Source organism: Prevotella denticola, assembly GCF_900454835.1.
Classification (GTDB): domain Bacteria; phylum Bacteroidota; class Bacteroidia; order Bacteroidales; family Bacteroidaceae; genus Prevotella; species Prevotella denticola.
The window spans coordinates 394962-418530 of sequence record NZ_UGTM01000002.1; the positions used below are offsets into that span (position 1 = coordinate 394962).

General features: G+C 50.9%; 16 protein-coding genes. 7 read left to right on the top strand and 9 right to left on the bottom strand.

The window, feature by feature from the left end:
- Positions 1–2467 precede the first annotated feature (2467 nt).
- From DYH27_RS09780 to DYH27_RS09810, 7 genes are all read left to right on the top strand, one after another.
- Positions 2468–3661: a pyridoxal phosphate-dependent aminotransferase gene (locus tag DYH27_RS09780; RefSeq protein WP_025067176.1), complete on the top strand. Its 1194-nt coding sequence runs from the start codon at positions 2468–2470 to the stop codon at positions 3659–3661.
- A gap of 228 nt (positions 3662–3889) precedes the next feature.
- Positions 3890–4729: a MotA/TolQ/ExbB proton channel family protein gene (locus tag DYH27_RS09785; RefSeq protein WP_004353432.1), complete on the top strand. Its 840-nt coding sequence runs from the start codon at positions 3890–3892 to the stop codon at positions 4727–4729.
- A gap of 30 nt (positions 4730–4759) precedes the next feature.
- Positions 4760–5416 (top strand): ExbD/TolR family protein, encoded by a 657-nt coding sequence (locus tag DYH27_RS09790; protein ID WP_004353414.1) that lies wholly within the window; start codon positions 4760–4762, stop codon positions 5414–5416.
- On the top strand, positions 5416–6090 hold the full coding sequence (locus tag DYH27_RS09795; RefSeq protein WP_004353415.1) for an ExbD/TolR family protein: 675 nt from the start codon (positions 5416–5418) through the stop codon (positions 6088–6090). Before DYH27_RS09790 ends, DYH27_RS09795 begins: the two co-directional genes overlap by 1 nt.
- Before the next feature lie 33 nt (positions 6091–6123).
- Positions 6124–7008 (top strand): energy transducer TonB, encoded by an 885-nt coding sequence (locus tag DYH27_RS09800; protein ID WP_004353417.1) that lies wholly within the window; start codon positions 6124–6126, stop codon positions 7006–7008.
- Between the two features lie 13 nt (positions 7009–7021).
- Positions 7022–7987 (top strand): PstS family phosphate ABC transporter substrate-binding protein, encoded by a 966-nt coding sequence (locus DYH27_RS09805; protein ID WP_029216517.1) that lies wholly within the window; start codon positions 7022–7024, stop codon positions 7985–7987.
- Positions 7988–8161: 174 nt separating this feature from the next.
- Positions 8162–9577, top strand: coding sequence for a tetratricopeptide repeat protein (locus tag DYH27_RS09810; protein WP_025067177.1), 1416 nt, complete (start codon positions 8162–8164; stop codon positions 9575–9577).
- Positions 9578–10376: 799 nt separating this feature from the next.
- Here DYH27_RS09810 and DYH27_RS09815 read toward each other — a convergent pair.
- From DYH27_RS09815 to DYH27_RS09860, 9 genes are all read right to left on the bottom strand, one after another.
- The gene (locus DYH27_RS09815; RefSeq protein WP_025067178.1) at positions 10377–10808 is read right to left on the bottom strand and encodes a hypothetical protein; all 432 of its coding nucleotides are present in this window, start codon (positions 10806–10808) and stop codon (positions 10377–10379) included.
- Positions 10809–11629: 821 nt separating this feature from the next.
- Positions 11630–12160: a hypothetical protein gene (locus tag DYH27_RS09830; protein WP_025067181.1), complete on the bottom strand. Its 531-nt coding sequence runs from the start codon at positions 12158–12160 to the stop codon at positions 11630–11632.
- A 46-nt stretch (positions 12161–12206) separates the two neighbouring features.
- Positions 12207–13274, bottom strand: a complete 1068-nt coding sequence (locus tag DYH27_RS09835; protein ID WP_025067182.1) for a Gfo/Idh/MocA family protein — start codon at positions 13272–13274, stop codon at positions 12207–12209.
- A gap of 9 nt (positions 13275–13283) precedes the next feature.
- Complete coding sequence (locus DYH27_RS09840) at positions 13284–14351, bottom strand: radical SAM/SPASM domain-containing protein (protein WP_025067183.1); 1068 nt, start codon at positions 14349–14351, stop codon at positions 13284–13286.
- Between the two features lie 95 nt (positions 14352–14446).
- The gene (locus DYH27_RS09845) at positions 14447–16144 is read right to left on the bottom strand and encodes a sigma-70 family RNA polymerase sigma factor (protein WP_025067184.1); all 1698 of its coding nucleotides are present in this window, start codon (positions 16142–16144) and stop codon (positions 14447–14449) included.
- 193 nt (positions 16145–16337) lie between these two features.
- The gene (locus DYH27_RS13425) at positions 16338–16478 is read right to left on the bottom strand and encodes a hypothetical protein (protein ID WP_169447815.1); all 141 of its coding nucleotides are present in this window, start codon (positions 16476–16478) and stop codon (positions 16338–16340) included.
- 53 nt (positions 16479–16531) lie between these two features.
- Positions 16532–20485, bottom strand: coding sequence for a hybrid sensor histidine kinase/response regulator (locus tag DYH27_RS09850; RefSeq protein ID WP_029216515.1), 3954 nt, complete (start codon positions 20483–20485; stop codon positions 16532–16534).
- A gap of 133 nt (positions 20486–20618) precedes the next feature.
- Positions 20619–21623: a hypothetical protein gene (locus DYH27_RS09855; protein ID WP_029216514.1), complete on the bottom strand. Its 1005-nt coding sequence runs from the start codon at positions 21621–21623 to the stop codon at positions 20619–20621.
- A gap of 19 nt (positions 21624–21642) precedes the next feature.
- Complete coding sequence (locus DYH27_RS09860; RefSeq protein WP_025067185.1) at positions 21643–23562, bottom strand: RagB/SusD family nutrient uptake outer membrane protein; 1920 nt, start codon at positions 23560–23562, stop codon at positions 21643–21645.
- Between the last annotated feature and the right edge of the window lie 7 nt (positions 23563–23569).

A 23569-nucleotide genomic window follows, 5' to 3' on the forward strand; every position in this document is an offset into this window, starting at 1 on the left:
TCGCACCCTTCTGCCGTTTGTCATCAGTGTGTTGTCTGTCGTCTCCCCTCCTCCGTGTTGTAGGCAGGCAGCATTGTGTTTTAGCTATGTTGTCTGTTGAATATGAATTGAGACTTTGAAAAAAACGTACATTACGTGCATTTATGTTATTCTTTTCCTTCGTTGGAATGGACTCTTTAGCAGTTTTACTTGCTTCTCTTGTTGTCACCGATGACTTTTTCCGTCTACTGGTTGATGTTTTCTTTTGGTCTTGCGTATCGTATTCTGGTGTCTCCGTCGTGACAGAGTTTCTTTCAATATGCTATGATGTTGGTTTATAACGTTTTACGTTGCATTTTATTCGTGTCTGCATTTGAGAGGGATTCGGGGCAGACAGCCGGACAGACAGGTGGAAAGTTCGGTTGAGGCGTATTGATGCGGTAGGAAACGTTGCTTAGAGCTGATTGGAGAGACATCCTTGTTTTTTCCTCATCTTTTTTGTTATTGATCGCGACTTTCTTTTGATAATATTGATTTATATAAATATTTATGATTATTTTTACTTGTTGTAAAACTGCATTAATATATATAAAATTGAATATGTATTTAATTTTTCATGTGTACTAAAATGTTTTTATATAAATATCTTAAATATTAATGGGATAATTTTAATATATGAAATTATAAATGTGTCTTTATTTATTTATATAAAAGCGTGAAATTTTAAATAAGTAAATGGAGATTATAATAGAAAAAGATTTGAGCAGATAAATATGAAAATAAGGAAATGAATTTATTTTTATATATGTATGTTTTTATGTTTTCAGACACATTGTTTTGAGACTTTTCTACAGCAGGAAAGCATGAAAACAGACAAAGGAATTCGGTTGCGGAGGCAGGAGAAAAGTGAGTCGGGGAACGGCGACAAAAAAGTGAAAAACTGCGTAGCGGCGGAAGGATGACAGTGTAAGAGAGTAAAGGGTCGGGACATTCGAAGAAAACAGAAAGGCGGCGCAGAACAACGGAGAATAAGAAATGAAAGTAGAGAATATTGCTGAGGAAGTATTTGGAGACGGCATTCCTGTTCGTAAAATAATTTCATCGTGATAGGGTAGGGGATTTTCTTCCATTTTCTTCTTCGGAATGCAGGTTGTTTTTAAGCTGGATTCCATGGGGAGGGGGAGGATAGAATTCAAAGCTGTTCTGAACGTTCCGACTTTCAGGTAAGGTCTGAAAGAAAATTAAGTGAGCCTTATCTGACAATTCATGTGGGGCCCTGAAAGAAAGACAAGTGAACCTTATCTGGCAATTCATGTAAGGTCTGATGAAATTGCAAGTGAGGCTTATCTGGCAATTCATGTGGGGCCTGAAAGAAAGACAAGTGAGCCTTATCTGACAGTCCTGGTAAGGTCTGATGAAATTGCAAGTGAGGCTTATCTGACATTCAAGTAAGGCCTTACAGGCTTTCAAGTGAGCCTTAGTTGGCTTTCAAGTAAGGCCTTGTTGGCGGTTCCCCGCATGGGGCATATTTAAAGTGGGGGGCTCCAGGAATTTGGAGTGATGAGGTTTGTTTCGTGAGTTGATGACTTTGATGAATATCACACAGAGGCAGGGAGTGAACGGAGGTAAAGACCATATAACAGAGGCACCGCCGGTGCGTGGAGCAACGGAGGTTATTATGCAGTAGGATTACTTTATCACTCCCTATTTCGGAAGAACCTAAAGTGGACGCAGGTCCCTCGGTCGTCCTTACTGCGGGAAGCCATAGCCGAAGGCAGGCTGTCCGTGGCGATGCGGAAACTATGGGAAGCCGGCAGCCGCCCCCGGGTCTGCCGTGCAGGAGACGTGCTGTCGAGGCTGCTGTCTGTGGGTAAGGCTTCCAGACAGGTGTCAAACCCAATAGCTATACGGAACGGATATGGAAAATCGTGCGGAGGTGACGGTGAAAGAGCATTATGCGACTTCTGCGAAAATCTTTCCCCATCCGGAAACCACGGCTGATAACCAATGGAATACGACTTCTGCGAAAGTTTTCCCCATCCGGAAACTACGGTTGACAACCAATGAAATGCGACCACTGCGAAAATCTTTTCCCATCCGGAAACCACGGTTGATAACCAATGAAATGCGACTTCTGCGAAAATCTTTCCCCATCCGGAAACCATGGTTGACAACCAATGAATTGCAACCTCTGCGAAAGCTCCGTTACATGAGGTTCTCGGAAAGTGCAACTTATTGATCATCAAATATATGGTTTTGAGAAAAATAGGTTTTTGCAGAGGTTTCAAGTTATGACTTCGGCATCTTAATGGATTTTTGCAGAGGTCTCGTCATCGTTTGCTCCGTGTCAGGCAGGAGGGCGTGTCAGCTGTCAATAAGGCAGCAAAAACGACATCCGGATAAAATAAAGAAAGAAATGTTGCGTTATAAGAATGAAATTACGTACTTTTGTACTTGAAAATTATTCACGAAGAAGATTGAGTCGAAAATGGCAGAACTATCAGACCGTCTGAAAAGGCTGGCTCCTTCCGCTACGCTGGCCATGTCGCAGAAGAGCAGCGAGATGAAGGCGCAGGGGATTGACGTCATCAACATGAGCGTGGGCGAACCCGACTTCATGACGCCCGGTTTCATCAAGGAAGCCGGCAAGAAGGCGATTGACGACAATTACTCGAAGTACTCCCCCGTCCCCGGCTATCCCATCCTGCGGGAGGCCATCGCGCGGAAGCTGAAGCGGGAGAACGGCCTGGACTACGCCGCTTCCGAGATCATCGTCGGCACGGGCGGCAAGCAGGGGGTGTGCAATGCCATCCTGGCACTGGTGAACCCTGGCGACGAGGTCGTCATCCCCGCCCCCTACTGGGTAAGTTACCCGCAGATGGTGAAGCTGGCGGGAGGCACGCCGGTCATCGTGCCGGCCGGCATCGGTCAGGACTTCAAGATCACCGCCGCACAGCTCGAGGCGGCCGTCACGCCGAAGACGAAGCTGGTCATCCTCTGCTCGCCGAGCAATCCTACGGGGAGCGTCTATTCGGAAGAGGAACTCGGGGAGCTGGCCAAGGTGGTTCTCGCCCACGACGACCTGTTCGTACTCTCGGACGAGATCTACGAACACATTAATTATATAGGGGGGCACAGCAGCATCGCCGCCTGTCCGGGCATGAGGGAACGGACGGTGGTCTGCAACGGCGTCAGCAAGGCCTACGCCATGACGGGCTGGCGGCTCGGATGGGTGGCCGCACCGGAGTGGATCGTCAAGGGACTCGGTAAATTGCAGGGACAGTACACCTCCGGCACGAGCAGCGTCAGCCAGATGGCGGCCGTGGCGGCCTACGAGGGCGACCAGAGCTGCGTGGAGGCGTTCCGCGAGACGTTCCGCCGCCGCCGCGACCTGATCGTCTCCCTGGCGAAGGACATCCCCGGCCTGGAAGTGAACGTGCCGCAGGGGGCGTTCTACCTCTTCCCGGACTGCTCGGCCTTCTTCGGCAAGACGGACGGCAGGCGGACCATCGGCAGCTCGACCGACCTCGCCCTGTATCTCCTCGAGGAAGGGCACGTGGCGACAGTGGGCGGCGATGCCTTCGGCGCACCCCGCTGCTTCCGCATGAGCTATGCGACGAGCGACGACAACATAAGGGAAGCTCTCCGGCGCATCAGGCACGTACTCTCGAAGCTGAAATAAGAAGAGGCAGGCAAACTGTAAGAAAGCGTGGGGAAAAACTATCCATCTTTTTGATTGTTAAAAGTCATTAATCCTACCCATAGTTTTCTTTTAATTGCTATCTTTGCGGAGATAAGACGCTGCTGCGGACGGTACGCAGCAGGTGTTCCTTGTACAAAAGCTTATAAATCAGAAAGATATTAACAATTTAATTCATTAATAACCTAAAATTAAAAATTTCATCAAATTATGGCAACTACACAACAAAAAGCAGCCCCGAAGAAAAAGTCCGAGGGCTTCACAGGAGTTAGAGGTGCATTCTGGATCATCGTCGTTTGCGCCATCGTTGCGTTCGTACTGTTCTTCACATGGTTCGGCAACGACATGCACTTCCAGGATCCGGGTACCAACGAGACACCGGCTGACGTATGGGGTACCATCTTCAAGGGCGGCGTTGTCGTTCCGGTCATCCACACCCTCCTGCTCACCGTGCTTGCTATGTCCATCGAGCGCTGGCTGGCACTGAAGACCGCTTTCGGCAAGGGTGCGCTTCCTAAGTTCGTTGCAAACATCAAGGCAGCTCTCAACGCCAACGACCTCGCCAAGGCCAACCAGCTCTGCGACCAGCAGAAGGGTTCCGTGGCAAACGTCGTGAAGGCTTCCCTGAACGCTTACAAGGACATGGAGACAGGTGCCAACGCTAACCTGAAGAAGGCACAGAAGGTAGCCAAGATCCAGCAGGCCCACGAGGAGGCTACACAGCTCGAGATGCCGACCCTGACGATGAACCTCCCGATCATCGCTACCATCGTCACCCTCGGTACGCTGACCGGTCTTCTCGGTACGGTAACCGGTATGATCAAGTCGTTCTCCGCTCTGTCCGCAGGTGGCGGCGCTGACTCTGCCGCACTGTCTGCCGGTATTTCCGAGGCGTTGATCAACACCGCATTCGGTATCGCTACATCCTGGTGCGCAGTGGTTTCCTACAACTACTACTCAAACAAGGTCGACAAGTTGACTTACGCACTCGACGAGGTTGGTTATTCTATCGCTCAGACATACGAAGTAAACCACACGGAAGAGGCTTAATTTTTGCTGACCCTTTAAATATTTATCGCTATGGGTAAAGTAAAAATTAAGAAGAGTGACGTCTGGATCGACATGACACCTATGTCCGACGTGATGACCCTGCTGCTTACCTTCTTCATGCTGACTTCGACGTTCGTAAAGAACGAGCCGGTGAAGGTGAACACCCCGGGTTCCGTGTCCGAGACCAAGGTGCCTGAGAACGGCGTCCTGACGATTCTCGTCAGCCCTGAAAAAGGACCTGACGGCAAACCGACTGGCGAAGGCCAGGTATTTATGAGCTACGACAACACCAACGAGTTGGCACAGATCGTTGAACGGATGACAACACTGACTCCTGCACAGAAGAAGACCTTTGTCGCAGAGTCAACGTTCGGTACTCCTCTCGACAAGCTGGCAGCCTATCTGTCTAAGCCGGCCGCAGAGCGTAGCAAAGAACTCCCCAAGATGGGGATACCTCTCGACAGTATCCAGGGACAGGAGATGACGGAGTTCCAGCAGTGGGTCAACGCAGCCCGCCAGGTGAACCCGAAGGTCAGACTTGCCATCAAGTCCGACGCCGACTCCCCCTATGGAACAGTTAAGAAAGTAATGAGCGAACTCCAGGACATGGACGAGAGCCATTACTACATGATCACGCAGTTGGACGCTAAAAAGGCTGCCCAGGCAGCTAACGGAGGAGCTAAGTAATGGCAAAGGAAAAGAAAAGTAAGCAGAAGAAGATGACCGTGCGCGTGGACTTCACGCCGATGGTGGATATGCTGATGCTGCTCATCACCTTCTTCATGCTCTGCACCTCGCTTAGCAAGCCTTCGACGATGGAGCTGACCATGCCGAGCAATGACAAGACGCAGGACGATACGAAGAAGAACGAAGCCAAGGAGTCGCACTCCATCACGATCTACATCGCCGACGGAGACAAGATGTTCTACGGCAACGGTAAACCCGAGTACGATAATGCGAACTGGCTCAAGCCCGCCGACTGGAGCAACACCCAGAAAGGCATCCGGTACGTTCTCCAGCACAAGCAGGTGGGTGATCCCTCTACCGGCGAGGCCGTCACGGTCCCTTATCAGGACATGGAAATCGCCGTCAAGGAGCTGAACCAGAAGAAGCAGGCGAATCCGAATGCTTATCCGGACAGCATCTACCAGTCTGAGATCGCTGCCATCAAGAGCGGTATGATCAACGGCAAGAAGGTATCGACAATGACCGTTATCATCAAGCCGACCGACCATGCTTCTTATCGTCACTTGGTAGACATTCTCGATGAAATGCAGATTTCATACATTGGAACTTACGTCATTGACAAGCTGACAGACCAGGACAAGGCTCTTCTGGCCAAGAAAGGTATCAAGGCTTAATCACTGATTCGTAAACAATTAAAGAAAGAAACAATGGCAAAAATAGATCTATACGATCCGAAATGGGTCGACATGGTGTTCGCCGGAAAGAACAAGGAATACGGTGCGTACAGGCTCCGTAAGACCGTCTCCCAGCGCAACATCAAAGCATTGGCTATTCTGCTTTGTGCTGCATTCCTCGGTGGCGGTTACTTGGCTTACCAGATCAAGAAGCACAACGACGAACTGGCAGCCCAGGCCGCTTACGCAGCCAAGATGGAGCTGGCGGCTCTCGAACAGGCAAAGAAAGACCAGGCGGAACGCAAGAAGAACCAGCCGAAACCGGAACAGAAGAAAATCGAACCGGAGAAGGTGGTGCCCGAAACGCGTGCTACCGTCAAGTTCACGGCTCCTGTCATCAAGGACGACAAGGACGTGAAGGAGGAAATGCCGCCTATGGTCAAGATGAACAAGGAGACGAAGGCCGTCGGCGTGGAGAACAAGGAAGGTTCCGAAGACCGTACCGAAGTCGCTGCACGTACGACCGTCGCTACTCCCGAGCAGATCGTGCCGAAGATCGAGAAGCCTGTCGTTGAGGCTCCCAAGCCGGAACCCAAGGAAGAGGTGGAAAACAAGATCTTCACCGTGGCTGAGCAGATGCCATCCTTCAAGGGCAATGTGAACGCATGGCTGAGCTCGCACCTCCAGTACCCGGCAGTCGCTGCCGAGAACGGAATCCAGGGCCGCGTCATCGTCAAGTTCGTTGTCGGACGCGACGGAAGTGTCAGCCAGGCACAGGTCCTCCGCGGCGTCGACCCGTCGCTCGACCGCGAGGCGCTGCGTGTTGTCAACAGCATGCCGAAGTGGAATCCGGGCATGAACAACGGCCAGGCCGCCAACGTCTGGTTCACCCTGCCCATCACCTTCAAGCTGCAGTAAAAGCACGATTGATATGAAAAGACCCATATTCTACATCACAGTAGGATTGATGCTGACCCTCGGCCTCCTTCTTTTCGCCTGCGGAAAGAAGAAGGCCAGGGACGGCAGAACAGATACACCGACGTCAGGGACGATTAAGTTCGCCTCTGACGAAAGTTTTAGTCCTATTATCGAGGAACTGCTGCAGACGTATCAGTTCCGTTATCCACAGACCCACCTGCTGCCGATCTATACGGACGACAACAAGGGTATGAAACTGCTCCTCGACCAGAAGGTAAACCTCTTCTTCACGTCCCACAGGCTGACGAAGGGAGAGGATGCCATGTTACGGGGGAAAGGTCCTATCCCGGAAGTGTTCCCGATAGGATATGACGGAATCGCCTTCATCGTGAACAGGGCCAACAGCGACTCCTGCATCACCGTCAGTGACGTGAAGAAGATTCTCAGCGGACAGATTGCAAAATGGAAACAGCTGAACCCGAAGAGTACCCAGGGCGACATCGAGGTCGTCTTCGACAACAAGGCTTCGGCGACGCTCCATTATGTCGTCGACTCCATCTTAGGCGGAAAGAACATCAAGAGCGCGAACATCGTCGCCGCCAGCAACAGCAAGGCGGTCATCGACTATGTTCACAAGACTCCCAATGCGATAGGTGTCATCGGATCCAATTGGTTGAACGACCACCGCGACTCCACGAACACCACATTCAAGAAGGACATCACGGTGGTAGGCATCTCTAAGACCACCGTCGCACAGCCCGGCAACAGCTGGCAGCCCTATCAGGCTTACCTGCTCGACGGCAGATACCCGTTCGTCAGGACGATCTATGCCATCGTTGCCGATCCCCACAAGGCGCTGCCGTGGGCTTTTGCCAATTTCGTCACCAATCCGATCGGACAGAAGATCATCTTCAAGGCGGGTCTGCTGCCTTACCGGGGAGAGATCAACATCCGGGAAGTGGAGGTGAAGACGGAATAGCGCTGACAGGCGGCATCCGGCAGGCATCAAAGTGGCAGCCATGAAAGCGGCGGTCACAAAGGAGCGGTCACAGCCCGGGGGGCGTCTCCCCCTGCCATTTCCGCTTATCATCGCTTATCTCCGCCCATCCCCGCTCACCCCTCACAGAAAGTAACCCTTTAAAGAACGAGAATTATGAATACAAAGAAATATTTTATCGCCGGTGTACTGATGTTGGCAATGTCAGCTCCGGCAACGGCACAGGAAGTCAACTATGCCGAAGCTCTGAAGCCCATCACCGCTGCCATCCAGGCCGCACCGAACGACCCGAAGGCGGCCAAGGACCTCATCAAGGAGTATCAGAAGACCTTCAAGAAGAACGAGGAGGCCATCGTTGCCCTGGGCAACGTCTATCTCCTGCAGCACAATTATGCTGTTGCGACCGATATTGCCAACAGCGTGGTGAACAACAAGAAGTTCAACGGAAGTCTGGGATACGTCCTCCTGGGCGACATCGCTGCCCTCCAGGACTCCATCGGCAACGCCGGTGCCGCCGCACAGCAGTACCAGACGGCCATCAGCCTCGATCCGCAGAACGTCACGGCTTACGAGCGTTATGCCAAGGTCTACCGACACGTGAATTCCAAGGTGGCTGTCGCAAAGCTCGAGGAGCTGCGCAAGGTGAAGCCGGACTATCCGGTAGAGGCCACGGCGGCTGAGATCATGCTCAACGACGGCAAGTACCAGGAGGCACTTGCGTGGTACGGCAAGGCGAACCCTGCCTATATGACCGAGGACAACTTCTACAACTACGGTTTCGCCGCCTACATCACCAAGGATTATCAGAAGGCCCTGGACGTTGTCAAGCAGGGTCTGCAGAAGTTCCCGAACAGCGAATACCTCAGCCGTATCGCCATGATGGCGTCGGTCGAACTGAAGGATTATCCTTCTGCCATCAGCTACGGAAAGGTGGTCTTCGCCGGTACCGGAAAGAAAGTGGCCAACGACTATGACGTATATGCCAAGGCACTCTGCGGCGCACAGCAGTACGACGAGGCCGTAAGCTATGTCGACAAGGCACTCGAGGCCGACAAGAAGAGCGTGGAGCCGTTGAAGACGCTGGCAGCGATCTATTCCGCACAGGGCAACGACGACAAGGCACTCGAGGTGCAGCAGGAGTATCTCTCCAAGAGCCGGAAGGCCACCAACAACGACTGGGCGACACTTGCCAACACGTATGTGACGAAGGCGGAGGCCCTGACGGACCGTGCCGAGAAGAATGCCGTCCTGGCGAAGGCACTGGCCGTCTACGACCAGATGATCGAGAAGTTCCCGTCCATTTCCGACTGGGTATGGCTGAACCAGGCGAATGTCGCCCAGCTGATGAACGACCCTGACAAGGTGGCCGAAATCTATCAGAAGGTGGCCGCCTTTGAGGAGGCGAAGCCGAATCTCGACGCCGACAGCAAGAGTTACCTGGAGAGCGTGTACTACGGTCTCGGTTACTATTACTCCAAGAAGGGCAACAAGGAACTTGCCGACCAGTATTTCAAGAAGGTGCTGGATGTCAATCCTGACAACGAGGGGGCCAAGAAGGCATTGGGACTGTAATCTCCTCTGAAGTATACGTTTTTTTCTGGAACAATCATGACAGACCGAGGGCGGCGGCCGTACAGGCTGCCGCCCTCTTCCGTGTTTTCTGTCTCCCCGTTCCTGTGTGCCGGGCGTGTGCCGGGCGTGTGCCGGGCGGAAAAGGCAGACCTTGAAGTGTGCCGCCGTGTTTTTGCCCGGCCGGCTTCCGTCCCGCTTGTCGCATGATGGGAGGCTGGCCTCACAGTCAGGGACAGGCCTGGCAGAGCGTGTTGTCTCTGCGGACAGAGACCGGGCTTCATCCGGCCCCGTTCATACAGAATCCCGGCCCAAGGACGACTGCCCTTTGGCCGGGACCTCTGTGTAATGGATTATGAATTTCCCAGGTTGGTAATCATAATTTTCAGATTTGCGCGTTTTGCTGTCCTGTATAAAAAAAGAAACGGCCGAGCAAACTGCCCTTCCGTTATCTCCGATTAATCTCCGTCTCACGACGAAAATGTTTCTACAATCTTTACCTAAAATATAACTAAAAACCTAAATCTATTACTAACCTAAACAAATCTTTTCTTTTTCAAAAATAATCCTGAGCAATCTTTACTACCTGTAAAGGAAACACCTTATGAGACAGATATGTAATATCTCTTGAATTACGTTGCAAAGTTACAACGATTTTTTCAGTTTGTCAAGCATTTCATGGAAAAAATATCGATGTGTCGGATGTTTATTGATTTATATCAACTATAAGTAAGGATTCCGCCTGGCTTCAGCCCATCCCATCTCCTGCCGATGGGGGAGTGTGGGACGGGCCTGCGGGCAGTCAGAAGGTCCGGCCCGGCCGTCGTCCCCGTCTTATCTCCAGCCGCATGGGGTCCTGTATGTGCGCCTTGGTGACCAGCTGCATATACCGTTCCCGCAGCGGTCCGACCCTGACATTCTTCCGCGCCCGCACGGCAGAGACGACCGACGACGGGTTGCGCGGCTCGTGTACGTGCAGCACCCGGCAGATGTGGTGTACGATGGTCTGGAAGTCCATCGGGCGGCCCCGTCTGTCCATCAGTGCGCCGCTTGTCCATACGATATGTGCCAGTTCGATGAGGTCGCACTGGGAGGCTGTCCAGTACAGTCCGTCCTCTTCGCTTCGGTTGATCAGGTCGTAGAAGTTGTCAACGAGTCTTGCCGTCAGGCGTTCTTCATCCTCTTGTGTCCAGGCGTGCGTGGCCTTCATTACGATGTTCACTTTCTTCATCATTGTTCTTGGTGTTTTTGGTTTAACTTGGTGCTCTTTGTCAGATACGTGTTTTCCTTGCAGACCTTCCCGGGCGGTGCGGCCGGATGGCGGCCGGCAGGAGAAGCTGCCGGGAGGTGTCGGCATCAGATTCTCCGCAGAGCCGGTCTGCTGGGGAAGAAGGCCCCTGCGGATGTATGGCAAAGATAGCGGCAAGAAGCGCAGTATATGTTCACTCCGTAATTTTTATTTCTTAAATAAACGTAAACGGTAACATCTGTTAACAGTCGTTCGCACCGATCCCCGGGTGAGAAGCACCTGCCGGGCCTGCCGCCGGCCTTTTCCGGATGTCCAGATGAGTCTTGCTCAGCCTTGCAGGTAAGGCCCGATAGAAGTGCAGGTAAGGCCTGATTGAGGTGCAGATAAGGCCTGATTGGAGTGCAGGTAAGGCCTGATTGGAGTGCAGGCAAGGCCTGGTTGCGTGGCTGTATGCCGTGTACAGGAATCTGCCCTGTACGGTCCAGCTATGCGGCCGCATACAGGCAGTGTCTGTCCGTATGGAGGCTGCCGCAGACTGCCGCCTGAACGAAGAACGGCTGGACAGGCCACGCATTGCCGTGTCTTTGCACCGCCTTTCTCTTCAGGTCTCCGATGTTTTCCTGCTGTTTCCTCCCTCTTGCTTTGAAGTATGTGCAAGGTTTCCGGCTCGGAGATAAGGGTGAAATGCGGCTGCGGGGGAAACGGTGGGGGAGGAGGCCGGGATTTTCGACAATGCAAAATGGCACCCGAGCTGATGTGTACCAGCCCAAGTGCCATGTATCTGGACAGATGCTTAAAACCGTATCTTAATTTTCCGGCAGCCCTGCTTCCGGATTGAATCTTACAGAGACCTTCTTGTTCTGGACAATGTCTATCTGGCCATTGTATGCGATGTCGGCCTCTTCGTATTTCCTGTCCGGTCTGGCATAATACGCTTTCAGATGATAGCTGCCTGCCGTCAGTCTGCCCATCTTGAAACGGACGTCGTATTTGCAGATGCAGTCGGCAAATGCATCAAGGACATTGTGATACACAACAAGGGTAATCTGATTATCCTGATTAGCGATGTTCACATAAATATTTCTCACGGCGCAGTTGGCTTTCACATCTTCGAGTGCGCATTGGGCAATGCCGTCTTTTCCCAATTCAATGCTAAGGGTTGCAGGTTTTGCATCATTTTCCAAATAGAAATCTATACGGGTTTCTGTTGGAGAGAGATTTAACTTGCAAGTGGAGTTTGCCACATCATAAACTCTTAATGTCTCAAGTACGACATTCTCTGACGAGCATGCTGATAACCCAATGAGGCAAATCAGACAGTAAAATACTTTTTTCATAAATGTATGGTTTTAGAATACTGTTTTATATAAACGTGATTATTCGCTATTTCTTGCTTGTGCAATTATGTATTTTTGACATGAGAGTATAAACCTGCTTGACACTTTCCAGATCAAAGGCATGATCATCATCACACTTGTTTTCAACCATGTCAGCAAACACCTGAATTTCGGAGAAGAAACCTTGTGAGATGATTTGATTATTCCCAATGGTTGGAACAAAACCATTCCTTCCGTAGAGATTTACAATGGTTGCTTTGTTTTGGAAGATTTTTTCCAAGGGGATTCCCAATATCGCAGAGTGTCTTGGAGCAAAATCAAGTCTTTCCATTCTATCCAATAGATATTGTCCATTATCTGTACTGATACTTAATTGTTCCTGTGCATCCTGCCAAGAGTAATCTGTTGATAGTTCCAGCATCCCCGTTATATTTTGATGCTCCAACATAAGAAACAAGGTCTGTCCGCCATCCTTACTGGTCATTGTTTCTACCACCTTTATCTTTGCTTCGCCAAAGAGGAATGTAACATAGTCAAGAGGATGGATGAAGAGGTCGAGCAGGGCATCTCCCTCCGGGTATAATCCCGTAAGATAGCGATAATGATAGTGTCGTTTACCCTCACTTCTCAATCGCTTTTGCAAGATTTGGGTTGCAGGGGCAAATCGTCTTTGCAGTCCGACAACGATATGTTGTGACCCATACAGTTTGACCGTATCTATCAGGGAGTTCAGTTCCCTTTCGTTCTCGCATGGCGGTTTCTCTATAAATAAGGATTTCCCGGCTTTAATGACTTCACTTGCAATCTGCGAATGTGCATGTGGATTGGCAGCCACAAAGACTCCAGAAACCGTATCATCGTTCAAGATGTGATGTAAGGAAGTAGTTCCTTTAACCCCCTTGTATTTTTGAGAAATCAACTTGGCTTTTTTCTCCGAGGTGCAGCAGATGTATTTCAGTGGCAGTTGCAGATACTGTATGACAGGCAACAGGTTGCTGACACAATGATTTCCAATACCCACAAGAGCATATTGCTGTGTGTAGGTATGTCCCAGTTCCCTGATGCTGCGCATATTCTTGTATCTACCAATGATGTTATCTAAATAATATCCCATGTTCATTCGTTATGCGGTTATTTTCTTTAAATGCTTCTTATAGGTGGTATGCCTGTCATCTGTCCATTGGTATTTCCCGTAAAACAACTCTATCAGTCGTTTGGGTAGTATTTTTTCCAGATTCCTCAACAGGATAATATCATACTTCCGATGATAGTTGATCCAGCATTGATTACATTCTTTGGAGTGTTGGCACTGAATCTTCCCTGCTTTCTTTGAGTTGAAAATCTCGTCGAGCGTATTCTCATGGATGTTGCCCAAGATTACATCCAAATTTTGGCACAAGGGGACATCGCCATTGGAATGGATGACCAACTCGCTGAAAATACTGTGACACCGAAGTTTCAACCTGTTATTCTTCCACTCGTCATATAGGGCAACAAAGTCAAAGTTTTCGTCCGTTTGATGTATGGAGGATGGTATCTGACCGATGAAATCCGCATCATCAGCTTCCATCAAGTCCTTGGTCGTGTCAAAAAATGACATTGTACTGTATATGCCAATACGCACGTCTATGCCATATCTTTTGGCTACATCTATCACATATTCCATGTCTCCAAAAGAATTCCAAGGAGAAAGACAGAACATCAGGGATATGGGAACAATGTCTTTGCACGCCTCAATGACTTCAATAACCTTATCATATCCATCCCTGCCACGCATATAGCGATAGGTTTCCCTATTGCCGTCGAGTGAAACATACAGATGCTTGGGGTGATGATTCTTCACAGACGAAATAACCTTATCCACTGCGAGGCAATTAGACAGCAAAGTATAGTTGGGATGATGAATGTCGAACCATCCCAGTATCTTGTCTGCTTCGGGATGGAGGATAAACTCACCTCCTTCCAAGCCGACCGTCGTGCGTTTTGTTACACATTTGCTGTTCATTATTCTGATGATGTCATCTAAGCTGAGATTTTCCACGGGTTTCTTCCAAATGGAACAGTGTCTGCAACGAGACTGACAGCTTGTCGTGGAGTAGATCATCAGGGATGTGAGTTCCTTGTGCTGTCTGCGTACTACATTGTTGACAAATACAATTCCATTGTGGATGTAGTCATAAATACTGTACATTCTTTCTTTTGAGTTTTGTCTTTTATTGTTAAGAGTAGAAAACTACTAAAAGACTGCACTGTATTCATGACTTTTTATTTACTCATTATCTCCATTTACCAAGTAAGCCGCAATCCGAATGGTACCGTTATGATGAACGGATGCTCTGTGCGGTAAGTCTCAAGGTTACTGCTATTTCTGAAGTAGTAGAACATGTTTGGTTCCAGATACAGGCTGAAAGGCTTGAATAGCTTGTACTGCACACCTATGCCTAAGTTTACAGACCACTGATAGCGGGCCTTGATGTCACCCCTCAGCGTGTATGACGAGTCAGACGTTATGATATACTTCTTGTCCAGCGAACTGTGGGCAGGCATCTCGAATGTCACACCACCGGTTGTATAGGCATTTAAACGCCCCTTGCCCCAGATACGATAGGCCAATCGCAAAGGAATGCCCACATAATCAATCTTTTGGGTTTTCAACAAGGTTGCACCATTAAACTCGCTCTCAAAATCAGACTTCAACCTTGTATAGGTCAAACCCGTGCTAAAAGTCCAATGCGAACTTAATTGCTTATTAAGCGATAATCCAAATGTTTTTGGGCGGTAGTGATGCGCTTTTTCACCTAAGGATGCGTTGCCATCTGTTGCATTGTTGAGTGCTATCCATGACATTTTTGCCATCTCGACAGAATCCATCAAGGCATTGTTCCGGGCGAGATAGTTTGCATAATCATCCCATGTATATAGTTTTGCCGCAGCCCCACCGTTAGCGTAATCTACTACCGACAGGTAGTTCAGGTTGGACATGGCTCCATTTGCTCCAGCATTGGAAGAATAACCGAAGTTAAATGTCCATGGGTATTTCTTCTTATTGCGTACATCAGGCGACATTCTTTCGTTCAATGCCATCATTCTTTCTTCTGGAATTTGTGGAATACGGAACACAGAGTCTTCTATGCTGATATCCTTTACTGCCAGATGTTTTTGTAAGGAATCTACACAGATTGGTACTGTCTGCTGTCCAGATTTTACACTATCAGTTATTATTTGTGAAGAAATCTCTTCAGCAGAAACAACTATTTTTGCCAAAATATGATCATCATTCAAGTTGGTAGTTGATGGGATTGAATCGTTTGGTTGCGCTTTCTTTTGAGGGGCTGTGCCTTTTTGAGCCCGTCTTGGAAGTTCCTTATGAGTGTTTACTGCTGTTAGCTTGTCATCAGAAGTGCTGGCAGACTCGTCCCTCGTTACGAAATAGATATAGACTGGTATAAGAATAGGAAGCAAGAAGAGCATCCAATAATTAATCAGTATGGTGCGTAGCATTTTCTTTGCCCTAAACAACTGTGAAGAAGAACTGTGAGGATTGATACCAAGCAGTTCTCCGATTTCCTTGTGGGAAAGACCATCCAAAACAGAAAGTTTGAACACCTCTCTGTTCCCATCCGGTAACGACTCTATCGCCTCCAACAATAGTTTTATGTCAATATTCTTTTCCTTCTCATCTTCCTCGCTCAAGAGTTCAAGGCCCAGACTGGATAGAGGAATATCGTCTTTTTCTGTACTTTGCAGGAATCTTAGGCACAGGTTCCTTACTATAGTTATCATCCATCCCTCCAATTTTGAGTTGTCTTTCAGCGACTTGATGGAGGTGAAGATAATAATGAAAGCATCATGCAGAACATCCCGGGCAGAGTCATCATCCTTCACATAATGCCGACATACGCCTAAAAGTCTGTCGGCGTATGTCGTATAGAGTTCTCCGAGGGCTTCCTTGTCCCCGTTTTTGCAAGCGTCAATCTGTATCATGCTGTCTGAAATCAAGGGAATGTCCCTTTTTGTCAAAGGAGTCTGTCAGCCCTGAAAGACTGCACTTGTTTTCATTGTTTTTCTCCGTTTTAACTTTCTCTAACTTTGGAAAGGAGGTCTGCAGAAGCGTAGTGTCAAGGCATGATCTGGAATTTCCACGCTGGTCTGCCCCCTGCTGTGGGGACACATTTCCCTACAGTTCAGCTGCCATGTTCTTTTTTGACACGGCCCCGGCCGCAGAGTTCGGGCCGTCAGCACGGCGGGTGTCTGCCGTCGGCACGACAGGTGCCGGGCCCCGGCACATCTGCCGGGAAGCCCTGTCCGTCGCTGTCATATGTTTTTCCTTTCTCTTTCCCGCCCTTCTTCTTTTTTCTGTCCGGCAGGGTGTCAGCTGGATTTGATGAAGTCTTTGGGCAGGATTCCGAACTGGGCATAGAAGCATTTGGTGAAGTAGCCGGAGTTGTTGAAGCCTACTTTGTAGCACACTTCGTTGATTTTGCAGTCGCCGGCCTTCAGTAACTGGGCAGCATATTTCAGCCGTTCGATGCGGATATAGGTATTGGGAGACACGTTAAGTGTCCCCCTCACCTTCCGGTTCAGGTTGGAGCGGCTCATGTTCATGTCGGAGGCGAGCTGGTCGACATTGAACTCGCTGTTGCTCATGTGCCGTTGCATCACATTTCGCAGCCGTTCCAGGAACTCCTTGTCGACATTGCTTTTCGCCACGGTGTCTGACGAGACGAAGGGTGAGCCGGCATAGGTACGCTTTATTTCTTCGCGCGACCGCAGCAGATTGGTGATGGTATTGATGAGGAATTCCATAGAGAAAGGTTTCTCTATATAGGCGTCGGCACCGCTTTCCATTCCCTCCATCCGTGCCAGATCCAGTGTGGCAGCGGTGAGGAGGATGACAGGCGTGTGACTGTAGTTTACATCTTTCTTGATGTTCCGGCACAGTTCATAGCCATTGACGGGCGCCATCATCACATCGGTGACCACCAGGTTCACTTTTTCCCGCTCCAGCACGGAGAGCGCTTCCTGTCCGTTGGCTGCCAGGACGATGTCGTAATAATCCTGCAATGTGCGTTTTTCGTATTCCAGCATCTCGGCATTGTCGTCTACCAGCAGCAGCAGTGGACGACCCGATTTTCTGGGTTCGGCTTCGTCCATGTTGGTGAGGCCCGACTCTGCAGACAGCGGGATATAGTCCGTCTGGTTCAGAGGGAGGGTGAGGCGGAACACGTTCAGATGGCCGTCCTCGTCCATGGTGAGTGTTCCTTTGTGCAGTTCGGCCAGGTTCCTGGCCAGTGCCAGCCCTATTCCCGTTCCGGTCTGTGCTGTCTGCTGATGGTTTTCTACCCTGAAGAAGGGTTCGAAAATCCTGCTTCGAAGATTTTTCGAAATGATATTTCCATCATTGCTGATGATGACGGAGAACGTGTTGTCCGGGGCCGACTCTATGAGAATGGATATCCGGGAGGCACAGTATTTCACGGCATTGCCGAGCAGATTGCTGATGATCTTCGTGAAGCACTCCTGATCGACATAAGCCATAAGGCCCGCATCGCAGACAGACAGCGTGGCATCGATGTTCTTTTCCCGGATCAGCGGCAGGAAGCGTCGATACGTTTTATCGACCAGCTGTGGGATGTCACAGTGCTCGAAGTTCAGTTTCAGCCCGTCTCGTTCGGCTTTTCTGAAGTCCAGCAGCTGGTTGATGAGCTCGTTCAGCCGTTCGGTGTTCCTCGACATGATATGCAGATCCTCCTTGGTCTGGGCGTCTTTCACCCTTTCCTGTTTGATGATGTGCTCCAGCGGGCCTTTGATGAGGGTAAGGGGAGTGCGTATTTCGTGTGCCACATGAGTGAAGAAGTTGATCTTGCTCTCATAGAGTTCCATCTCTTTCTCCTGCTCCAGCTTGTCCATCGCCTGCTTGCGTTTGCGCCTGTTGCGCCTGTGAAGACGGCGGACCGTGAAGTAGGCCGTTGCGCAGGCGCAGAGAAGGTAGAACAGCTTTGCCCAGAACGAGAGCAGTGGATGGGGCTTTACCACCACTTTCAGGCTGTATTCCCGGGCGTCCCACTCTCCTTTGCTGTTCTTGATTCTTACGCGGAGCAGGTATTCACCGGCCGGGAGGTTGTCGAATCCGATGCGGTAATCTACTCTGACGGGCTGCCACGTATCGGTAAATCCTTCCAGAATATACTCCATCTGATATTTCTGCAGCTGCTCATAGGCCAGCGGGACGACACGCAGGGAGAAGGAATTCTGATTGTATGCCAGTTCTATCTCCTTCGTATAGGAAATGTTCCGGCTCAGAGGGCTGCCGGAAGTGTGGTTGTCTACATCGGTATTATTCACGATCAGGTCCGTCGCAATGAGCCTTGGCGTGGGGTAATGCCGTTTGAAGGCACCGGGAGAGAACTTCACAATGCCATTGTACGACCCGAAGTAGATGTCGCCTTTTCGGTCGACAGCGGCCGAAGAGACATTGAGCTGGTTGTCGAGCATCGTCACCTGAGCGGAGAACAGCTGCGACTGCCTTGTGCCGGCATCGTACCTCAGGATACCGCTCAGGGTCGACATCCAGAGGAACCCGTCCCGGTCCTCTACGAGGTCGAGCACCACCGGCTCGGCCGTCCCATAGCCTTCCAGCGACACTTTCCGTATCTTCCCGGTGCGGGGGGTGTAGGAAAAGAGCCCGTTTCCCAGTGTCATGATCCACATATTGCCGTTTCTGTCTTCGTACAGTCCTACGGCTTTGCCCAGCGTATAGCCCCCGATGTGGCTGCGGGTGAAATGAATCCAGCGGCGGGCAGTGCCCGTTCTAAGATAAACGCCATTGTTCTGCGTAGCCACCCATAGGTTGCCGAGGTGGTCGAACTTCACCTTGTTGATGAGCACGGGGGGGATGTTGCCGTCGTATTCAAAGTGCCCGGTGCTTCCGTTGAGCCGGCATAGTCCGCGGATCGTTCCGAAATACAGTTCTTTCCGGGGCGACATGGCGATGCTGAAGATGGTGTTGTCGTGCAAGGCCCCCGGCTTTCCATCGGCCTGGAAGCTCTTGATGACCCTGTGTGTATGGGTGTCTATCACCTTCAGCCCCGTGGCAAAGGTGCCCGCCCACAGCTCGTTCCCACGTACACATAAACCGTGTACATTGGGAAAAGCCATGCTTTCGGGTATATGGGTGATTCTGCCGGTGGCCATGTCCATGCAGTTCAGACCTCCGTCTTCTGTGCCGATCCACAGCTGTCCGCCGGTGTCCAGCACCATTTCGCGCACCCTTCGTCCATGCAGTCTGCCTTCCGCAGGCGATGGAAGAATACGGACAAAGGGCGGGGCGGACAGCGACACATAGTTTACCCCGCCGAAGTAAGAGCCCATCCACATACCGTTTCCGCGGTCGTGGAGCAGGCAATACAGCGGGTTGTCCGACAGGGAGAAGGGGTCGGAGGCATCGTTGGTGTAGTGATGCAGCGCTTTTGTCGTTATGTTGTAAACGTAAAGTCCCTGCTCGCTGGCCGCCCACACCTCGTTGCCCTTCACCGACAGTGCCCTTACAAAGATGTCGTAGCCGTTCTCCCTGGCCTTTACATCGGCAACGGCCGCCTGCCTCGGGTTGATGATGCTTAGCCCGTGCTTGTCGGTTCCCACGAAAACCATCGTGGGATTCACCTCCCGGATGGCCGAAACGATACATCCCTTAAAGGGCTGGCGGCCGTTTGCGGAAAAGGGCGCAAGGTTCCGGAACGGGGGAGAGGCGTACCAGAGTCCGCCCCCATAGAAGCCAAGCCACACCCTGTTGCCGGCACTGAAGCCGATGGAGGCGATGTTCGGATGGTGCGGAAAGGTGTGGTTCTGCAACCGTTTCGTCTTTAGGTCATAGACAAAGAGGCCTTGCTCGTTCACCCCGATGTAGATTCTCCCGTGGTGTCCGGCGATGAAATTCACGTTTCCTGTTATCCTGTTCTTCCGGTCACTGATGGCCTTGAAAGGCCGGAAGGAGTCGGTCGAGGGCGTGTAGAGCCATACCCCCTGGTCGGTTCCCACCCATATAAGGCCGTCCTCCGACTGGTAGAGCGAGGTGACGAAGTCGCTTCCCAGTTTGGAATTGTTATGGCTGTACACCTTGAAGAAGCTCCCGTCGTATCGGCACAGCCCCACTTTCGTCCCCATCCAGATAAATCCGGTTCGGTCCTGAAGGATAGAATACACCGTGCTTTGCGACAGTCCGTCGTTTGTATCGATGTGTTTGAAAGCGTAACCGGTCTGTGCCGAAGCGGGGCAGAGCTCCAGAAGCGTACATATACAGACAAGGAATGTGACCTTTTTAAACATGGCGGTAACGGTGATTAGACTGCAAAGATAATGTTTTTTCCTTATATAAATTCAAGAAAAAGAAAAACAGGCCGCCCTGCGTTCAGGGCAGCCTGTCCGGTCTGCAGACTTGAATCTAAGTTTTTGAAAGAAGTTATTCGACAGGCGAAATGAGGATGGCGTTGATGAAGCTTGTGCCGTCCGGCTGGTTTCCTCCTTCTCCACCGGTAACGGTAATGATGATTTTCCCGCTTCCGTCGGGGGTTATCTTCATCTTTCCGTAGCGTATGAAGGTGTTGTCTTCGGCAGGTGTCCCGCCGATGGCCGTACCTTTCGGAACTGCCGCTCCCGTATCTCCCGGGTCGGAAGAGGTTTTCTTTGTCAGCAAGGTTATTGTCGCCAGGTTGTCTCCTGCTGCTGTAATCTTGGCCGAACAGACATCTCCCCAAAAGCGTTTGCTCGCAAAGAATGCGAGATGATAGCTTTGTTTGTAGCTCAGTCCGCTGATCTCGAATACGCCTGTATCGGCTTTCCTGTCGTTCTTGAAGGCACTTCCGGACACGGCATTGGGCAGCGTTATCGGTCTCCCGTCTTCTATTGTCTCTTCCGGGTCTCCGTCATTCTCGCCCCAGTTGAAGGCATTGGTAATCTTGATGTTTACCCAGGTAGGGTTGCCGTTGATGTCTTTCATCTCGTTGAGCCCCGCTCCTTCCGAGTAGCTTCCCAGGTTGTTCCAAGGAGCGTCGGCATTGCCGAAGAGATTGATATAGACAGGTGCCTTAAGTGTATATGACTGTCTGTTGACATCCACGATACAGCTGTCTTTCAAAGAGCCGTCTTCTGATGTTATTCTGAGGACAGTCGTACCTACCTTCAAGGTCGTAACCTTGCAGACCAGGGTCTGGGGATCGACGGCGATGGAGGCTACGGTGGAGTCTGAATTAGTCCATGAGAAGCCTTTTGCGAACGTTTCAGGGTTGTTGAACCTGGGTGTTATGCTAAGCTCTTCATCTACTGCCGTGGCAAAGTAATGGCTGCTGAGCTTCACCGTGTGGATATCCGGAGGGGTGGGGATTGCGGCTTCGTCGTTGCAACCGGCCGTTCCCAGCATCATGAGGATGGCAGATACCCATGCTAAAGATAATCTTTTTATTTTCATATCAGTAATAGTTTCGTTGTCAATTCCAACCCGGAAGCTGGCGTAAGTTCGGATTCTTGTCTATGTCGTCCTGCGGAATGGGCATCCAGTAGTTCTTCTTGGAGAAGGAACGGGTCATGACAGGAGTCCTTACGAAGTATGATTTAGGATTAGACTTGTTGTCGCTGTTCAGTGTCCCGGCGAAGTTCATGCCGTAGAAAGTGCCGGTCAGCTGCTTCTCGGCTTCCTTCCAGCGTCTTAAATCGAACCATCGGGTGCCGTTCTCGCAGGCCAGTTCAACTCTTCTTTCGTGATGGATAGCCTCGCGCATTTCCTCCTGATTGCCAGGGACAGGGACATATCCCACACCTGTCCCATACTGTGGGATGCCCGCACGTTCGCGGATAAGGTTGAGATACTTCACGATGTCAGGGTTGCCGGGGTCGCATTCGTTGAGTGCTTCGGCATAGTCCAGGTAGGCATCGCCCATCCTGTAGAGCACTCCCGGACGGTAAGGGTGTACTCTCTGGCGCGGATCCACATCCGGAGACACCTTCTTTCTTACGAGATATCCGTAGGAAGGAGCATCGTGGGTAGGGCCGCCGTCATAGCCGCCGGAGTAGAACTGGGTGTTTCTTCCCTCTCTTCTGAACCATGCTCCGTTATAGAGAACGGTGATGTAGAATCGTGGCTCGCGGTTGCAATACATATTGAAGGTGCCTGCCTGGGTAATGACATTGGTGGCGTTCTTGGCAGATCCGTCAGGAGCACCTTCTATCCATTTGGTCTTTTCCTTGTCATCGGCATCCGAGAAGCCTGTCTCTGTGTAGCCGGAAGCAGGGTTGATGACAGGCGAGCCGTCGGCATTGTACCCCTTGATAGGGGTCAGTCCGTTCTTCATGTAGAATGCGTCGACGAGCGTCTGGCTGACCCCCAGTCCGCCGTTGCCGGCTGTTCCGCGGGGCTGGGCATGCTCATCGTAGCTGTTGGAATTCACCCATGCACGGGGGAACAGTATCTCATTATTGCCGCGGTTGGCGGTAACGAAGAGCATATTCTGGAACGACATGTACGGATCTATCGTGCCGTCGCTGTTGTATTCCTTGTACAGCCCGTGCCCGTTGGCTGCAGCCAGGTCGATCAGCTCCTTGCACGCCTTGGCCGCCTTCTCCCATTTCGCAGGGTCGTAGGCAGGGTTGAAGATAAGCTGCCCCTTGTTGTTGCGGTAGTTGGAATAGTCGCTGTTGCCGTTGACGAGCGGGCTTGCTGCGAACAGCAGCAGTCTTGCGCGGATGGCATAGCACATGATGGAGGTGGCACGGCCGTACTTCTTCGCATCGGTATAAAAAGGAGGAAGCCCCTTTGCAGCCTCAAGAAGTTTGGCTTCGGTGTCCCTGACCACATCGTCGAACGGTGTCTGGCCGATCATCAGAGAGTCAGACTCCAGATTGGCGGTACCCTCCTGCACCGGAACAGCACCCCAGACCGTCAGCCGGCAGTAGTTGTTGTAGGCAATGAGGAACTTGGCCTCGTTCTTCATGTACTCCACTTCCTGGTCGTTCAGGCCTTGTTCAGGAAGACTGTGGATACGGTTCAGGAGGGTATAAGCCGACCTTGTCCTACGGGGGAGGGTGTACCAGTATGCCCCTCGGTACTCCCAGTCGGTCGTCGGGTCAAAGTTTCCCTTCTGGTATCCGATGACCGGCCACCCGTAAGCCTCCCATCCGACGGATGGAGCGATGTCGTCGGCCATGCTGTCGAAGCCTCTCATGCAGGAAGCATAGTTCTCTACGATACCGGAATAGATGGCACTTAGCCAGCCTTCCACTTCCGATTTGTCGCTAAACACCTTTCCAAGGGTTTCGTAATCGTCCGGTTCTTTGTCCAGATAGTCGGTACATGAACCTAAACAGAATATGACTGATGAGGCGATGAATGCCTTTGTGATAAAATTTCTCATACAATTT

What these genes read in the sequence shown, in the direction of transcription:
- DYH27_RS09780 (WP_025067176.1), top strand. Translation starts at nt 2,468, where the DNA reads ATGGCAGAACTATCAGACCGTCTGAAAAGGCTGGCTCCTTCCGCTACG.
- DYH27_RS09785 (WP_004353432.1), top strand. Translation starts at nt 3,890, where the DNA reads ATGGCAACTACACAACAAAAAGCAGCCCCGAAGAAAAAGTCCGAGGGC.
- DYH27_RS09790 (WP_004353414.1), top strand. Translation starts at nt 4,760, where the DNA reads ATGGGTAAAGTAAAAATTAAGAAGAGTGACGTCTGGATCGACATGACA.
- DYH27_RS09795 (WP_004353415.1), top strand. Translation starts at nt 5,416, where the DNA reads ATGGCAAAGGAAAAGAAAAGTAAGCAGAAGAAGATGACCGTGCGCGTG.
- DYH27_RS09800 (WP_004353417.1), top strand. Translation starts at nt 6,124, where the DNA reads ATGGCAAAAATAGATCTATACGATCCGAAATGGGTCGACATGGTGTTC.
- DYH27_RS09805 (WP_029216517.1), top strand. Translation starts at nt 7,022, where the DNA reads ATGAAAAGACCCATATTCTACATCACAGTAGGATTGATGCTGACCCTC.
- DYH27_RS09810 (WP_025067177.1), top strand. Translation starts at nt 8,162, where the DNA reads ATGAATACAAAGAAATATTTTATCGCCGGTGTACTGATGTTGGCAATG.
- DYH27_RS09815 (WP_025067178.1), bottom strand. Translation starts at nt 10,808, where the DNA reads ATGATGAAGAAAGTGAACATCGTAATGAAGGCCACGCACGCCTGGACA.
- DYH27_RS09830 (WP_025067181.1), bottom strand. Translation starts at nt 12,160, where the DNA reads ATGAAAAAAGTATTTTACTGTCTGATTTGCCTCATTGGGTTATCAGCA.
- DYH27_RS09835 (WP_025067182.1), bottom strand. Translation starts at nt 13,274, where the DNA reads ATGGGATATTATTTAGATAACATCATTGGTAGATACAAGAATATGCGC.
- DYH27_RS09840 (WP_025067183.1), bottom strand. Translation starts at nt 14,351, where the DNA reads ATGTACAGTATTTATGACTACATCCACAATGGAATTGTATTTGTCAAC.
- DYH27_RS09845 (WP_025067184.1), bottom strand. Translation starts at nt 16,144, where the DNA reads ATGATACAGATTGACGCTTGCAAAAACGGGGACAAGGAAGCCCTCGGA.
- DYH27_RS13425 (WP_169447815.1), bottom strand. Translation starts at nt 16,478, where the DNA reads ATGACAGCGACGGACAGGGCTTCCCGGCAGATGTGCCGGGGCCCGGCA.
- DYH27_RS09850 (WP_029216515.1), bottom strand. Translation starts at nt 20,485, where the DNA reads ATGTTTAAAAAGGTCACATTCCTTGTCTGTATATGTACGCTTCTGGAG.
- DYH27_RS09855 (WP_029216514.1), bottom strand. Translation starts at nt 21,623, where the DNA reads ATGAAAATAAAAAGATTATCTTTAGCATGGGTATCTGCCATCCTCATG.
- DYH27_RS09860 (WP_025067185.1), bottom strand. Translation starts at nt 23,562, where the DNA reads ATGAGAAATTTTATCACAAAGGCATTCATCGCCTCATCAGTCATATTC.